This window comes from Pseudomonas sp. D1-36 (assembly GCF_051132205.1).
GTDB lineage: Bacteria > Pseudomonadota > Gammaproteobacteria > Pseudomonadales > Pseudomonadaceae > Aquipseudomonas.
Window position 1 is genome coordinate 651,178 of the sequence record NZ_CP071674.1, and the last position, 15,679, is coordinate 666,856.

Genomic DNA, 15,679 nt, shown 5'->3' on the forward strand with positions numbered 1-15,679 from the left:
CAAAGGCTCTAGAACGGGGGTTTCAGGGCAGCAGTTTTGCCCTGAAGTGGGTAGTTTGTACTCACTCGCGCCCCGCAGATGTGCGGGGGCGGTAACAGGTAGCTGTCGAGTCGGTCAGGTTCGTGCGTGTTTTTTTAGTGCCGTTCGTCACCCTTGGTGGTAAACCTGTTGGCCGTTTTGCCTGTCCAACGATCATCGCAACGAGCCGGCTACAGGTTCGTGCTGCCCCAGACGTCGCGGTCCGGACGTCCATCTGCCTCAGGAGCCTTGTGCATGACGCGCACCTCAAAAATCTTCGCCTGGGGCTTTGCCTGCCTCGTTGTCCTGCTGACCGTGCTGGTGCTGTTCATCGCGTTCTTCGATTGGAACCGCATCAAGCCTGCGCTCAATGCCAAGGTTTCCGAAGAGCTGCATCGCCCATTCGCAATCAATGGCAACCTGGCGGTGATCTGGCGGCGCGAACCCGGCGAGGGCGGCTGGCGGGCATGGCTGCCATGGCCGCATGTGGTCGCCGAAGACCTGACCCTGGGCAACCCGGATTGGTCGAAGCTCCCGCAGATGGTCACGCTCAAGCGCGTCGAGTTGCGTATCTCGCCCCTGGCGTTGCTGGCGCGGCGGGTGGCCATCCCGCGTATCGACCTGACAGGCCCCGACGCCAGCCTGCAGCGCCTGGCCGATGGACGGGCCAATTGGACTTTCCAGTTCGATCCAAAGGACCCGGACGCCGAACCGTCCAGTTGGGTGGTGGACATCGGCGCCATCGGTTTTGACAAGGGGCATGTCACGCTCGACGACCAGACGCTCAAGACCCGGCTCGACGTGCTGGTCGACCCGTTGGGCAAGCCCATTCCCTTCAGTGATATCGTCGGGGAAAAAACCGCGAAAAGAACCCGGGAACAGGGCTCGTCACCACAAGACTATGCCTTTGCCTTCAAGGTCGACGGGCAATATCACGGGCGGGGTCTCAGCGGATCCGGCAAGGTCGGCGGCCTGCTGGCGTTGCAGGATGCGGCACAACCTTTTCCATTGCAGGCCCAGGCGAAGATCGCCGACACCCGCGTCGAACTGGCCGGCACCCTGACCGACCCAAAGAACCTCGGCGCCCTTGACCTGCGTTTGAAACTGTCCGGCAACAGCCTGGCCAATCTTTATCCGCTGACGGGCGTGACCCTGCCGGATTCGCCACCGTATTCCACGGACGGCCGATTGATCGCCAAGCTCCACGAGCCGGACGGCGCACAGTTTCGCTACGAGGCGTTCAACGGCAAGATTGGCGACAGTGACATCCACGGTAACCTGGCCTATGTCGCCAGCCAGCCCCGGCCGAAACTCAGCGGTGCGCTGGTGTCCGACCAGTTGTTGTTCAGTGATTTGGCGCCGTTGATCGGCGCAGACTCCAATGCCGAACAAAAAGCCCGTGGCGGCGCCAGCAAACAACCGTCCGACAAGGTGTTGCCGGTGGAGGAGTTCCGCACCGAACGCTGGAGTGCGATGGACGCCGACGTGGAGTTCACCGGCAAGCGTATCGTTCACAGCGAGCAGTTGCCGTTCACCGATCTCTACACGCACCTGGTGCTCAACGACGGCCAACTGAGCCTGGAGCCCCTGCGCTTTGGCGTCGCCGGTGGCCGGCTCGATGCGCAGATCCGCCTCAACGGCCACACCCAGCCCCTCGAAGGCCAGGCGAAATTGACTGCGCGGGGCTTCAAGCTCAAGCAGTTGTTCCCGGGATTCGAGCCAATGAAGACCAGTTTTGGTGAACTCAATGGCGACGCGGATATTTCCGGGCGCGGCAATTCGGTGGCGGCGTTGCTGGGCACCTCCAATGGCACCCTGAAGATGCTCATCAACGACGGCGCCATCAGCCGCGAGCTGATGGAACTGGCGGGGCTCAACGTCGGCAATTACGTGGTGGGAAAAATCTTTGGCGACAAGGAAGTGAAGATCAACTGCGCAGCGGCTGATTTCGATATCAAGACCGGCCTGGCGACCACGCGCCTGTTCGTGTTCGACACCGAGAACGCGATTATCTATATCGACGGTACGGCGAACATGGCCACCGAACAACTGGACCTGACCGTCACGCCCGAGTCCAAGGGCTGGCGGTTGATTTCTCTACGCTCGCCGCTGTACGTGCGGGGCACGTTTGCCAACCCTGCCGCCGGCGTCAAGGCCGTGCCACTGATGTTGCGCGGTGCCGGGATGGTTGCCCTGGGTGTCATCGCCGCACCGGCGGCGGGGCTGTTGGCCCTAGTCGCGCCCAGCGGTGGCGAGCCGAACCAGTGCGCGCCGTTGCTTGAACAGATGAAGGCGGGCAAGGCGCCGGTCACGGTCAAGCCTACCCGGTAGCCGAGTAGTGATGCTACCGGCCTCACCGCGATCAGGCTCGCTCTCGCCTTCGATCGAGTTTCTTCAAAAGAAGAACGCGATCCCCTGTGGGGGCGAGCCTGCTCGCGAAAGGCGTATCAGAGATCGGCCAGGATATCGGCCATGTCATCAGCGTGCTCTTCTTCCTGGGCCAGGATGTCTTCGAAGATGCGCCGAGTGGTTGGGTCTTTTTCGCCGATGTATTGGACGATTTCCCGATAGCTGTCGATGGCGATACGTTCGGCGACCAAGTCTTCGAACACCATTTCCTTGAGCGTATTGCCTGCCACGTACTGGGCGTGGGAGTGCCGAGTCAACAGGTCGGGGTTGAATTCCGGTTCGCCACCCAGTTGCACGATGCGTTCGGCGAGCCTGTCGGCGTGCTCGGATTCCTGGTTGGCGTGTTCGAGAAACTCACTCGCCGCGACACCGGCCTTCAGGCCGGTGGCCATGAAATAGTGACGCTTGTAGCGCAGTGTGCAGACCAGTTCGGTGGCCAATGCTTCGTTGAGCAGGCGGATGATTTCCTGTCGATCGGCGTTGTAGCCTTCGGTGACCGCGCCGTTCTGGACGTTCTGGCGCGCACGTTCGCGCAGGGTCGTGACGTCGGATAAGTGCATGTCGCTCATCTCGTTCTCCTGGAGGCTGATCCGGTTAGGCGTCACGCTCTGCTGGCGCGATCGCTCTAGTTCTGAGTGATGCGATCCTGGAAAAGTTTTACCGGATTTTTCAAGGCGTGCCCGGAGAAGCGTGCTTCCTCCTCCACCCATTGGAAAAAAGCCCGCACGGGCGGGTGCCGCTCTCGTCCCGGCACGCAAAGCGCGCTGTAGCCGGCACCGCTGACTTGGACCTTGGGGCGATAACCCACCAGCAACCCGCTGGCGACGCTTTGCGAAGCGAGGATATTGCTCGCCAATACCAGGCCCTGGCCGGCGATAGCCGCTTGCAGGGCGTAGTGCTCTTCATCGTATTCACGTATGCAAGGTTGCCGGGTCATCCAGCTTTCCTCCGCCTGGGCGCACCAGGCGTCCCAACCGTGGGCGTACAGCTTGGCGTTATGCCAGCGCACGCTGATCAGTGTCGGCGGCTGCCGGGTGGCCAGCGCGACTTGTTCCGGCGAGCCATACACGCCGAAGCTCTCTTCGAACAGGCACATGCCATAGAGGTTCGAGTAGCCGTCCAGGCTGTAGCGCACCACCAGATCGACGCTGGCGTCCTGAAGCAAGTCGATGACTTCGCAATGGGTGTCCAGGCGTACGTTGATGTTCGGATGGCGCGCGTAAAACCGCCCCAGGCGCGGCACCAGCCACAGGGCGGCAAACGCCGCCGTGGTGGATATCGTCAGGTGCGTGGTGCTGCGTTGCGGGCGCAGGCTGTCGACGCTTTGTGCAACTTCCAGCAATGCCCCGTGCAAGCTGTGAAACAGCCGCTGTCCCGCGTCGGTGAGGCGTACCCGGCGCGGCAAGCGTTCGAACAACTGCGCCCCCAGCCAGGTTTCCAGGGAGCGGATCTGGTGGGAAATCGCTGTCGGGGTGACCGCCAGCTCTTCGGCCGCCGCCTTGAAACTGAGCAGGCGTGCAGCCGCCTCGAAGGCTCGCAAGGCATTGAGGGGCAGGGTGGCAAACATTGGAAATCTCCGTATGGATGAAAACAACTCATCCGGATGAACTAACGCTCATTTGCGATCGAGGGCGACCGGGCTCCAACCTTAAAGCCACAGGCCGTTCCGATTGTAGTCGCATTAGAAGGAGTTACAGATGAGCAGCATTCTTGTCGTACAGGGTAGCCCACGCGGTGAGCGTTCCCATTCCCGACGTCTGACGGAGGCATTCATAGCGGCGTGGCAGGCCGCCAATCCACTTTGCCAACCGACTCGCCGCGAGGTGGGCCGCACCGTCATCCCTGCGGTCAACGAAGCCTTTATTGCGGCGGCGTTTTACTCCGAGCCCCAGGCGCGGCCATTGACCATGCAGGCCGACCTGGCGCTGAGCGATGCGCTGGTTGCCGAACTGCAAGCCCACGATCGCTTGGTAATCTCGGCACCCATGCACAATTTTGGCGTGCCCAGCGGCGTGAAAGCCTGGGTCGACCAGATCGTACGCATCGGCGTGACGTTCAACCACAGCCTCGACAACGGTGTTTCCCAGTACGAGCCGCTGGTGTCGGGCAAAAAGGCGCTGATCGTGACCAGCCGTGGGGACTTCGGTTTTGGCCCCGGTGGCCAATTGGAGGCCATGAACCACGCCGACACCTGGCTGCGGGCGGTGCTGGGCTTCATCGGTATCAACGACGTGACGGTGGTGGCGGCCGAAGGCGAAGAGTCCGCCGAGCACAGCTTCGCGCGTTCCTATGCCGAGGCCGAGCAACGCTTGCTAGCGCTCGCCCGAACCTTTTGAGGACCTGGGGCTTGCCGCGATCGGGCTGAAGTGCCTCGGGTGTCATAGACTGGTCATCATCGGTACTGATGCTGACCACCTCTTGATCGCAAGGATGTCGCCATGTCGCAACGCTGTGCCACTCGCTACCCCTTGGTGCTGGTCCCGGGCATGCTCGGTTTCATTCGCCTGGTGTTGTATCCGTACTGGTATGGCATCGCAGAGGCATTGCGCCGGGGCGGGGCCGTGGTGATTCCTGTGAAGGTCTCGCCCTTGCATTCATCCGAGGTTCGCGGCGAGCAGCTGTTGGCCCGGATTGAGGAAGTGCTGCGGCAAACCGGCGCGCAAAAGGTCAACCTGATCGGCCACAGCCAGGGCGCCCTCACTGCCCGCTACGCCGCGGCCAAACGCCCGGACCTGGTGGCGTCGGTCTCTTCGGTGGCCGGCACCAACCACGGTTCCGAGCTAGCCGATTATCTGCAAACCCATTACCCGGCCGACAGCGCCAAGGGCCGGGTGCTCAGTGCCTTGCTGCGGCTGATCAACGCGATCATGAGCCTGCTGGACACCGGTTATCACGGGCCACGGCTGCCAGCCGACCTGAAGGCATCCCATGCTTCGCTCACCACTGCCGGGGTGGCGCTGTTCAACGAACGTTATCCACAGGGGCTGCCCCAAACCTGGGGCGGACACGGGCCGGAAGAGGTCAATGGCGTGCGTTACTACTCCTGGTCGGGGACGTTGCAGCCGGGCAAGACCGACAAGGGTCGCAACCTCTTCGATGGCACCAATCGAAGCTGCCGGTTGTTCGCCCGCACCTTCGTGCGCGAAGCCGGGCAGAGCGACGGCATGGTCGGGCGCTACAGTTCGCACCTGGGCACGGTGATCCGGGATGACTACCCGCTGGACCATTTCGACATCGTCAATCAGTCGCTGGGGCTGGTGGGCAGGGGGGCGGAGCCGATCCGGTTGTTTGTCGAGCATGCCGAGCGGTTGAAGGCGGCAGGCTTGTAGGACGCAGGGCGTCGCGCGTTATCGTTCGTTGCCGACATGCTCCAGACACTGGTAGTTCATGCTCGGGAAATCGAACAGATGAAGGTGTAACAGGCTTTGTCTACACTGCACCCCATCGCCACACCCTCGTGCGGCAACCAGGAGAAACACCATGAAGATGCTCCGTGTCCCTTTGTTGATGATGGGTTTGCTGCTGTGTTCCCAGGGGTTCGCCGCCACGGCCCAACAAACCAAGATGACCACCTGCAACGCCGACGCCACCACCAAGGCCCTCAAGGGTGACGAACGCAAGGCCTTCATGAGCAACTGCCTCAAGGCGACCCCACAGGACCGCATGAAAAGCTGCAATGCCACTGCCACCGAGCAGGCGTTGAAGGGTGACGCTCGCAAGGCGTTCATGAGTGAGTGCCTGAAGAAAAAATAAGCGCCGGATCTTCTGAGCCCTGGGCCAAATCGGCCGATACAATCCCTAGTGCTGCCAGCGGATCGCTGGCAGACTGCCGATCCTTTCATGCCGTTTTGTCCTGGGGCTGTATGCCAACGTTTTCTCAGCGTCATGTGTTGTTGGTGATCAGTTGGGTGATCATTTTTGGTGGGCTGTTGCTGGTGTTGCCGCTGCGCCTGTTGCCGAGCCTGTTGGCCGGGTTGCTGGTGTTCGAGCTGGTCAACATGCTCACTCCGCAGTTGCAACGATTGATCGAAGGCCGGCGTGCCCGCTGGTTGGCGGTGGCATTGCTCGGCACGTTGGTGGTCAGTGTGCTGACCCTGATCTTTGCCGGCGCCTTCAGTTTCCTGCTGCACGAAGCGGAAAATCCCGGGGCCTCCCTGGACAAGTTCATGACCGTGGTCGATCGCGCCCGTGGGCAACTGCCGCCGTTCATCGATGCCTACCTGCCGGCCAGCGCCGCCGAGTTCCGGGTGGCGATCGGTGATTGGGTGAGCAAGCACTTGAGCGACCTGCAGCTGGTGGGCAAGGACGCGGCTCACATGTTCGTGACGCTGTTGATCGGCATGGTGCTCGGCGCCATCGTCGCCCTGCAGCGCATCCCCGACCTGACCAAGCGCAAGCCCCTGGCCGCTGCGCTGTTCGATCGCCTGAACCTGCTGGTCAAGGCCTTTCGCAACATCGTCTTCGCCCAGATCAAGATTTCCCTGCTCAATACGTTCTTCACCGGGATTTTCCTGGCGGTGGTGCTGCCGCTGTTCGGCATCCAGCTACCCCTGACCAAGACCCTGATCGTGATGACGTTCCTGCTGGGGCTGTTGCCGGTGATCGGCAACCTGATGTCCAACACCCTGATCACTGTGGTCGCCCTGTCATTGTCGATCTGGGTGGCGGTGGCCGCGCTGGGTTACCTGATCGTGATCCACAAGCTCGAATACTTCCTCAACGCCCGTATCGTCGGCGGACAGATCAGCGCCAAGTCGTGGGAATTGCTCATGGCGATGCTGGTGTTCGAAGCCGCGTTCGGCCTGCCGGGGGTGGTGGCGGGGCCTATCTACTATGCGTATCTCAAGAGTGAGTTGAAGCAGGTAGGGATGGTTTGATCCGACCGTTGTATCGATTGATCTACCGCTTTCGCGAGCAGGCTCGCTCCCACAGTTCGATCGCATTCGGTCAAACTGTGGGAGCGAGCCTGCTCGCGAAGGGTGCGCCTCGGTCCTGAATCAGGCCTGACTCCCATACCGCTTCATCGCCTCGATCGCCAATCCACTGCCGATACTGCCAAAGATATTGCCTTCCACATGCCGCGCCTGGGGAAGCATCGCCGAGACGCTGTTGCGCAGCGCCGGGATGCCGCTGGAGCCGCCGGTGAAGAACACGGTGTCAACCTGGTCCACACCGATACCGGCATCGTTGAGCAGTTGCGTGACGCTGCCGCGCACCCGCTCCAGCAAGCTGTCGATGGCCGACTCGAACAGGGCGCGGCTCAAGTCCACGCTCAGGCCCGGCTCGATCCGGTCCAGGGCCACGTGGCGCTGGTCGGCGTGGGTCAGCTGGATCTTGGTTTCTTCCACTTCCATCGCCAGCCAATGCCCGGCGCGCTGTTCGATCAGCTTGAACAGCCGGTCGATGCCGCCGGTGTCTTCGATGTCGTAGCGCATGCTGCCCAGGGCGAGGGTGGATTTCTGCGAATACACCGCGTTGATGGTGTGCCAGGTCGCCAGGTTCATGTGATGGCTTGTGGGCATGTAGGCGCCGCTTTTCATGCGGCTGCCGTAGCCGAACAGCGGCATCAGGCCTTGCAGGCTGAGTTGCTTGTCGAAGTCGGTGCCGCCGATGTGCACGCCGCCGGTCGCCAGGATGTCGGCGTGACGGTTATCGTGGGTACGACGCTCGGGCGACAGGCGCACCAGGGAGAAGTCCGACGTACCCCCGCCGATGTCGACGATCAGCACCAGCTCTTCTTTCTCGATGGTCGATTCATAGTCGAAAGCCGCCGCGATGGGCTCGTACTGGAACGACACTTCCTTGAAGCCAATGGCGCGGGCGACGTCTACCAGGGTGTTCTCGGCTTCCTGGTCGGCCATTTCGTCGTCATCGACAAAAAACACCGGGCGGCCCAGCACCACTTCTTCGAATTCTCGACCGGCGGTGGCTTCGGCGCGTTTCTTCAATTGGCCGATGAACAACCCCAGCAGATCCTTGAACGGCATCGCCGTGCCCAACACGCTCGTGTCGTGCTTGATCAGCTTGGAGCCCAGCAGGCTCTTGAGCGAACGCATCAGCCGGCCTTCGTAGCCTTCCAGGTATTCGTGCAGCGCCAGGCGACCGTACACCGGGCGGCGCTCTTCCTGATTGAAAAAGACCACCGAGGGCAAGGTGATCTTGTCGTCCTCCAGCGCGATCAACGTTTCCATGCCGGGGCGCAGCCAGCCGACAGTGGAGTTGGACGTGCCGAAGTCGATGCCGCAGGCACGGGCCGGGGATGCGTTTTTCATGTCTTTCAGATTCCGGTCGAAAAAACGGCCGCGCAGTGTATGCCAGTGCGGCGCGGATTCGAAGGCCGGTTATCCGCTAATTCGCAAACACGGCCTTGAAAGACGACGTCACACCCCCAAACTTGCTGGCATGAGCCTGGCAGCCATCGGGCGGACACAAGAACCGCCACCCGCTGCCGATAAACTTCTGATGCGCCGCCCGGTCCCAATCTTGAGGCTGGTCAACCCGCTGTCCGGTCATCCGGGCATGCCGTGCGTGGCGGTGCGACATCGATAACGGATGGTGATGCTTAAGATGGACTTCAAAGACTATTACAAGATCCTGGGTGTCGAGCCGACGGCCGACGATGCCACGATCAAGGCTGCCTATCGAAAGTTGGCGCGCAAGTACCACCCGGACGTGAGCAAAGAGAAGGACGCCGAAACCAAGTTCAAGGACGTCTCCGAAGCCTATGAGGCGTTGAAAAGCGCCGACAAGCGTGCCGAGTACGACGACCTGCGCCGTTATGGTCAGCACGGACAGCCATTCCAGGGACCGCCGGGTTGGCAGAGCCGTGGCGGTTTTGGTGGCCAGGATACGGGTGACTTCTCGGACTTCTTCAGTTCGATCTTTGGCAATCGCGGGCCGGGTTTCGGTGGCCGTCAATCGGGTCGCAGCGCCGGCCGTCGGGGGCAAGACGTGGAAATGGAATTACCGATCTTCCTGGAAGAAACCCTGTCGAACGAGTCGAAGAAGGTCAGTTTCCAGGTGCCGCAATACAACGCGGCGGGCCAGCACGTGAGCAATACCAGCAAGAGCCTGAACGTGAAAATCCCGCTGGGCGTGACCGATGGCGAGCGCATCCGCCTCAAGGGCCAGGGCGCGCCCGGCATCGGCGGTGGCGCCAATGGCGACTTGTACCTGACCATTCGTTTCGCCCCGCACCCCAAGTTCGACGTCGAAGGCCAGGACCTGATCATCACCTTGCCCCTGGCGCCGTGGGAATTGGCCCTGGGGACCGAGGTGGCGGTGCCGACCCTCACCGGCAAGATCAACCTCAAGGTGCCGGCAGGCAGCCAGAACGGCCAGCGCATGCGCGCCAAGGGCCACGGCCTGCGCAACAAGGCCGGCGAGCGCGGCTACCTGTTCGTACAGCTCAAGGCCGTGATGCCCAAGGCCAGCGATGAATCGGTCAAGGCGTTGTGGGCCGAGTTGGCGAAGAAAGCTGCGTTCGATCCTCGGGAGCACTTCTGACCGGTAACCACAGGCCTGGCAACGCACTCCGTGGCGAGGGAGCTTGCTCCCGCTGGGCTGCGAAGCAGCCCCAAAACCATTCGACACGGTGCGCCAGGAAAAACCGGTAGGCAGGTTTTACGACTGCTGCGCAGCCGAGCGGGAGCAAGCTCCCTCGCCACAAAACCGGGTTTTCACAATCCTGGCTAGACTCGACAGTTGAAGCATTGGGAGAAGCAGACCATGAACGACCCGATCATCGAACTGAACCTGATGGAATTCTGTGAAGCCGCTGCGTTGGCGGATGTCCACGTGATTGAAATCGTCGAGCACGGCATCCTCGAGCCCCACGGCGCGGCCCCGACCGATTGGCGTTTCACCGATTACGAACTGGTCCTGGCCCGCCGGGCCGCCAAGCTGCGCCGTGAGTTGGAACTGGAATGGGAAGGTGTCGCGCTGGCGCTGGATCTGTTGGAGGAGGTCCAGCAGTTGCGATCCGAGAACCGTCGGCTGCGCCAGCAACTGGGCCGTTGGGTGGAGTAGGAACGCGCGGGGTCCCTGGCGGAAAAAAACGATAAATAGTTACCGCACTCGTCAGTGACGCGCTGGGTAGGCTCGGGTTTTCCACCATCAAGGATGATCCGAATGCCATTACCTATTTCTGCCGTTAGCGACCCCGGCATGACGCCGCTGCCTGAAAATCGCGGCGTCCATGTCGACCTGCTCAGGCAGCGCGTTCCCGATTGGTACATCGGGGCCGTCATGCGGCGCCAGCAGGCGTTGAGCGACCACGACCTGAAACTCCCGGCCTGGTACCCCAAGACCTCCCACGAAACCCGGACCCGCCTCAAGGACCAGCATGCGCGCTACCGCGCCAGCCTGAACCTGATCGACAACAGCTTGGGCCGCATCGAGGATATCCGCGCCTTTGCCAAGCCGTTGCTGACCCAGGCCATCCAGCAGGAATTCAAGCGAACCCTGGATGTGGAGAAGGTTTATTACGCCCGCCAGTACGCCAGCAAGACACGCAAGGACCTGGGCAGCACGCTGCTTCACCGCCTGACGGGCGAGGCCTGGGATACCTACGAGTACCGAGGTGCTTCGCTGCTGGAAACGGCACTGGCGAACTTCGAACCCGACGAAGAGCAAAAGCTCGATTGCGATGGCTGCCATGTCATCACCACCACGGCGCTGACCGTCAGCGGTACGCCTGCGCCTACGCTGGAGGCCGTTCGGGCGGGGGCGTTGCCAATCGCTCCGCACGCCTTTGCCAGACTATGCCGCAAGCTGGACCTGGGGCGCCGCTACCAGCAGCACATTCGCGCCATCGCTCGACCCGCTGACGAAGACGCCCGCCGCCGTCTGGACCAGCAAATGCGCGACCACCACCGTCAGTCGTTGGCGCTGAGTGTCGAAGTCGCCTGGGCCAAGGCCGACATCAGCCGTGACACGTACCTGATGCTGCGGCAAGTGGTCGGCGATCAGGACGGCGCCATGCTCGACGGGCGACCGGTGACGTTCACTTCGCTGAAAATCTTCGACACCGAACTGGTCGGCCCGGTACTGATGGGGCCCGACCGGGAAAATACCCGGCGCCTGGAGCGTGTGGTGGCGTATCTACCGGGCGATCCCGAGCATCCTCTCAAGGAGTATCCGTCCAGCACCGAATTCATGGTGGAACTGCGTCGGCGCCTCCATGGCATCGCCTACCGACAGTTTTTCAGCCGTTTCGTACCGCTGAGTCAGCAAGGGCATTTTTTCAAGCAGTTCGACCAGTTGTACCAACCCTCTCCCGAGGCCGATACCCAATCGGACTATCCGCTCAAGCCCTCGTTGAAAAATTTGCGCATGGCCGCATCGCCCATCACCGGCTCGCTGTGGGAAGCCTTGCGCCGCGAGCAACTGCAGAAAATCGAGATGGACGCGCGAACGGTGGCGGTGCCCACCGCCGATGAAGACAAAGCCGCCCGCCTGGCGCGCCTGGAGAGTTGGACGAACACGGTGATCGACGTGCTTAACCAATTGGCATTCGTGGTGCCTGCGTTGGGGCCACTGATGCTGACCGTGGCGGCCGTGCAGATGTTCGAAGAAGCGTTCGAAGGTATCGAGGCGTTCGAGCAAGGGGAAACCCAGGAGATGTGGGCGCACTTTTCCAGCGTGGCGCTCAATATCGCGTTTATCGTCGCAGGCGCCAAAGTGTTGCCGAAGATCCAGGCATCGGCCAGGGTGGATCGGTTGGAAGCGGTTGAACGGGCCAGCGGGGAGTCGCGACTCTGGAACCCTGATCTCACGCCGTACCGCAGTCCTTTGCGCCCACTCGCCGGCGCCGTCCCGGACAGTCTAGGGCTGTACGAGGTCAGTGGCCGCAAGGTCCTGCCATTGGACGGGCACCACTACGAAGTACAACAGGACCCGATTACCCACCGCTATCGCATCCGTCATCCTTCCCGGCCGGATGCCTACCAGCCCAAGCTGACGCACAACGGCAGCGGCGCCTGGAACCATGAACTCGAAAGACCACAGGGTTGGAAAGGCACAACCCTGATGCGCAGGCTGGGCCATCGGGTCGAGGATTTCAGCGACAGCGAACTGGAGCAGATCCGCATCGCCAGTGGCACCAGCGAGGACGTGTTGCGACGCATGCATGTGGAAGGCGAGCCGATGCCCGCATTGCTGGCCGATACGGTCAAGCGCTTTGACTTGGCGCGACAAGTCGACAATTTTATCGGGCAACTGCAAAGCGACGATTCGCTGCGACAGGACGAAGCCGATCCAGTGACGCAGTTGCACTTGCTTGCCGGTTATGGCCCCTGGCCAAGCGGGCTGAGATTGAAGGTGGTGGACGGGGCGGGCAAGACGCTCTGGCGGTATGTTCGTCCATCCCAGGGCTCGGCTCCGGTGAGTGATGTGATCATTCCCGAGGCAAAGGTGCGTACCTCTTCGGTGCTGAAGAATCTGATCGAGGCGGTGGACGCGACCGGGAAGGATCTGCTGGCCGACACCCGTCCGGCGATAGCGAAAACGAACATGGATGCTCGGATTCGCCAGCTCAGGAACAACCTCGCGGAAGTGGCGCGGCGTGAAAAAGTCCAGCTGCTCAATGATTACTACGCCAGGAGCCAAGAGCCAGTCGACCCTCGGGTGGCGTTGATCAAATCCCGCTTCCCATCGGTGCCGGCCGCGGCCATCGAGCAGATGATCACCGATGCCAACCGTGGGGAGCTTCAGCAGATGGCCGCGTGGAATGACGCCGATCCCACCCAGACCAAGCCGATTCCGCTGCGCATCGCCGAGGAACTGCGTCATTGTCAGCGAACGGTGCGTTTGAACCGGGCCTATGAAGGCCTGTACCAGCCTGCGTTGGCGACCGCGGACACGCCCCGATTGGCGCTGGCAACGCTCAAGACCCTGCCCGGCTGGAGCGACACGGTGCGTATCGAACTGCGAGACGATCATGCCTCCGGCGCCTTGGTCGACAGCATCGGGCCGCTGGAGGCGGCGCAGACCAAGATCGTGGTCAGGGACGGTGCTCGCTACCAGGCCCTTGATGACCGGGGCAATGAATTGAGCCATTGGGGCAGCGTCTTCGACGCGTTGCAACACGCCCTGCCGGACGCCGAGCGCCAGGCCATGGGGCGCCCTTCGATCCACCAGGGCGGCCTGCTGGAAAAGGCCCTCGGGAAAGCGCCAGTGCCGCGCAATTCGTTGGCGCGAATCTTGAACTTGCCCGCCATCAAGCCATCGTTCCGCTCACCGATGCGCCTGGCGTCGGGCGCGGTGGGATACCCGCTGAGCGGGCTGCGAGCCTTGTTGGGGCTGGGGCGTTCGGTGGAAAGTCGCGTTCTGGAGTTGTACCCCAACCATACGAACGAACAGGTCCGGGCGTTGCTGGCTTCATTGGGCGACGGCGCCGTGGCGGAGCTCAAGCGACGCAAGATCGAGCTGGACATGCTGGATCGGGACCTCGACCGTTGGGCTAATACGACCAGTTGGATTTATTCGGGCGACCGCATGGAGCAGGTGCCACCCGTGCGCAAGCGCGGGGTGGCCGATCAGATCAAGCGTTGCTGGAGGCGCCAGACCGCCGTGGTGACAGCCGCGGATGGCCGCGCGGCGGGCTATCAGCTCGATCTGGGCCGGCTGACAGTCGGTTACCTGCCGGAGCTGTCGGCGGATTTCAGCCACGTGGCCTCGCTGAAAATGGCAGGCATGGACCTGTCACAACAGGCCTGCGAAGGTTTTCTCTCCGGTTTTTCCTCTCTTCGCTGGCTGGACATGACTGACAACCGCCTGGCCCAAATTCCCGCGGCCTTGGGGGCAATGGATGGCCTGACCAAGCTGCTGCTCAAGGACAACACCATTACTCTGACCCCTCGTTGTGTTGAAGTCCTGCAGGGTCTTACCCGACTGAAGGTCCTCAATCTGGAAAACAACCCCGTGGGGCAGCTGCCGGATTTCAGTCGAATGTCCGATTTGCGCGGCCTGGGCCTCAAGGGCACCGGAATCGACACCTGGCCCGCCGGCCTGCACGGCTTGCCGCTGGAGTTCGTCGATTTGCGCGACAACCAGTTGACCGACGTTCCGGAGGCGCTGCTCAACCCGGCGGCGGCTGACGTCCTTGCCACGGCCCGCGTCAACGGCGTGACTTTCCTCCAAGGCAATCCATTGAACGCAGCGACCCAGCAGCGCCTGCATGATTACTGGGCGGACCTGTGGCGTGAGCATCCCGAGTGGATAACGTTGCGTCAACACGGGGCGTTTGGTCATGTCGCGGTGGGAACGGCGGCCAATGTGCAGCAGTGGGTGCAGAATTTGCCCGACAGCCAATTACCCAACAAACGCGCGTTGTGGCAAAGCCTGGCGAGTGAACCGCAATCGGGTGAGTTCTTCGAGCTGTTGAATCGCCTGGCCACCTCCTATCAAGGCGAAGAAAGCTACTCGGACCTGCAGTTGCGTGTCTGGCAAATGCTGGAAGCGGCCGAGGCTTCCACCGACCTGCGTCGTGAGTTGTTCGAACTGGCGGGGGCTCCGGCGTGTGAGGACCGCGCAGCGTTATCGTTCAGCTACCTGGAAATCAGATTGATGATTCACGACGCCAAGGCCACGGCCAATGGCGAGGCTGAGGCCGGGACGTTGATCAAATTGGCCAAGGGATTGTTTCGCATCGATGAAGTGGAGCGCATCGCTCTGGAGGACATTCAGCGACGGCGTGACGCCATCACGGCCCGCCGGGACCTGTCGGCCGAGCAGAAGGCCCGGCACCTGGCAGAGATAGAGGAAGTCGAAGTGCGCCTCGCCTACCGGGTGGGGCTGAGGGATCGGCTGGCGTTACCGGGGCAGCCGAAAGGCGGGCGTTTTGTCCACCTGGGCAACGTCACCCAGGACATGCTGGATGCAGCCGCTACCCAGGTCCTGGCCCTGGACGATTCACCTCGGCAGGTGCAATCGCTGCTGGAGCGTGAATTCTGGATCGACTTTTTGAAACAGCAGCATGAAGCCGCGTTCCAGGCGCTGACCGACACCCTTATCACCGACCAGCTTGCATTGGATGAGGCCAAGGCAGCCGGAACCCTGGAGGAGGCTGACTATGGGACCAAGTCCGAGGCACTGGGCCTGCAGCACAGCGTCAAGGAAGCGGAGCTGATCCAGTCATTGACCGAGGAAGAGCTGGACGCGCAGGTGCAAAGTACTGATCTGTAACGCGGATTCTTGGGTCCGGAGCGGGGGTGAGGCCGCGGTGGGTTGTTTGTCATGTCCTGTGATGGAA

At 61.9% G+C, this 15,679-nt stretch carries 11 protein-coding genes; 8 read left to right on the plus strand and 3 right to left on the minus strand.

The window, feature by feature from the left end; all coding sequences use genetic code 11:
• The first annotated feature begins 273 nt into the window (after positions 1 to 273).
• Positions 274 to 2,349 carry an AsmA family protein gene (locus J3P76_RS02865; RefSeq protein ID WP_434608043.1) on the plus strand — a complete coding sequence of 692 codons (2,076 nt, stop codon included), beginning with the start codon at positions 274 to 276 and terminating at the stop codon, positions 2,347 to 2,349.
• Between the two features lie 116 nt (positions 2,350 to 2,465).
• On the opposite strand, the gene J3P76_RS02870 is transcribed toward J3P76_RS02865, so the two are convergent.
• Positions 2,466 to 2,996 carry a ferritin-like domain-containing protein gene (locus J3P76_RS02870; RefSeq protein ID WP_420766229.1) on the minus strand — a complete coding sequence of 177 codons (531 nt, stop codon included), beginning with the start codon at positions 2,994 to 2,996 and terminating at the stop codon, positions 2,466 to 2,468.
• 56 nt (positions 2,997 to 3,052) lie between these two features.
• Positions 3,053 to 3,994, minus strand: a complete 942-nt coding sequence (locus tag J3P76_RS02875; protein ID WP_434701467.1) for a LysR substrate-binding domain-containing protein — start codon at positions 3,992 to 3,994, stop codon at positions 3,053 to 3,055.
• Positions 3,995 to 4,124: 130 nt separating this feature from the next.
• On the opposite strand from J3P76_RS02875, the gene J3P76_RS02880 reads away from it, so the two are divergent.
• The 4 genes from J3P76_RS02880 to J3P76_RS02895 all read left to right on the plus strand — a co-directional run bounded on the left by J3P76_RS02880 (position 4,125) and on the right by J3P76_RS02895 (position 7,304).
• On the plus strand, positions 4,125 to 4,763 hold the full coding sequence (locus tag J3P76_RS02880) for an FMN-dependent NADH-azoreductase (RefSeq protein WP_434560922.1): 639 nt from the start codon (positions 4,125 to 4,127) through the stop codon (positions 4,761 to 4,763).
• Positions 4,764 to 4,865: 102 nt separating this feature from the next.
• Positions 4,866 to 5,756: an alpha/beta fold hydrolase gene (locus tag J3P76_RS02885; protein WP_434608036.1), complete on the plus strand. Its 891-nt coding sequence runs from the start codon at positions 4,866 to 4,868 to the stop codon at positions 5,754 to 5,756.
• A gap of 151 nt (positions 5,757 to 5,907) precedes the next feature.
• The gene (locus J3P76_RS02890) at positions 5,908 to 6,180 is read left to right on the plus strand and encodes a PsiF family protein (protein WP_434608034.1); all 273 of its coding nucleotides are present in this window, start codon (positions 5,908 to 5,910) and stop codon (positions 6,178 to 6,180) included.
• 110 nt (positions 6,181 to 6,290) lie between these two features.
• On the plus strand, positions 6,291 to 7,304 hold the full coding sequence (locus J3P76_RS02895; RefSeq protein WP_420766234.1) for an AI-2E family transporter: 1,014 nt from the start codon (positions 6,291 to 6,293) through the stop codon (positions 7,302 to 7,304).
• Positions 7,305 to 7,424: 120 nt separating this feature from the next.
• Here J3P76_RS02895 and J3P76_RS02900 read toward each other — a convergent pair whose 3' ends face one another.
• Positions 7,425 to 8,699: an Hsp70 family protein gene (locus tag J3P76_RS02900; RefSeq protein WP_434675803.1), complete on the minus strand. Its 1,275-nt coding sequence runs from the start codon at positions 8,697 to 8,699 to the stop codon at positions 7,425 to 7,427.
• Positions 8,700 to 8,994: 295 nt separating this feature from the next.
• Here J3P76_RS02900 and J3P76_RS02905 point away from each other — a divergent pair, with 295 nt between their 5' ends.
• The 3 genes from J3P76_RS02905 to J3P76_RS02915 all read left to right on the plus strand — a co-directional run bounded on the left by J3P76_RS02905 (position 8,995) and on the right by J3P76_RS02915 (position 15,612).
• The gene (locus J3P76_RS02905; protein ID WP_420766236.1) at positions 8,995 to 9,933 is read left to right on the plus strand and encodes a DnaJ C-terminal domain-containing protein; all 939 of its coding nucleotides are present in this window, start codon (positions 8,995 to 8,997) and stop codon (positions 9,931 to 9,933) included.
• A 222-nt stretch (positions 9,934 to 10,155) separates the two neighbouring features.
• Positions 10,156 to 10,455: a chaperone modulator CbpM gene (locus J3P76_RS02910; protein WP_420766237.1), complete on the plus strand. Its 300-nt coding sequence runs from the start codon at positions 10,156 to 10,158 to the stop codon at positions 10,453 to 10,455.
• Positions 10,456 to 10,557: 102 nt separating this feature from the next.
• Positions 10,558 to 15,612, plus strand: coding sequence for an NEL-type E3 ubiquitin ligase domain-containing protein (locus J3P76_RS02915; protein ID WP_434701468.1), 5,055 nt, complete (start codon positions 10,558 to 10,560; stop codon positions 15,610 to 15,612).
• The last annotated feature ends 67 nt before the right edge of the window (positions 15,613 to 15,679 follow it).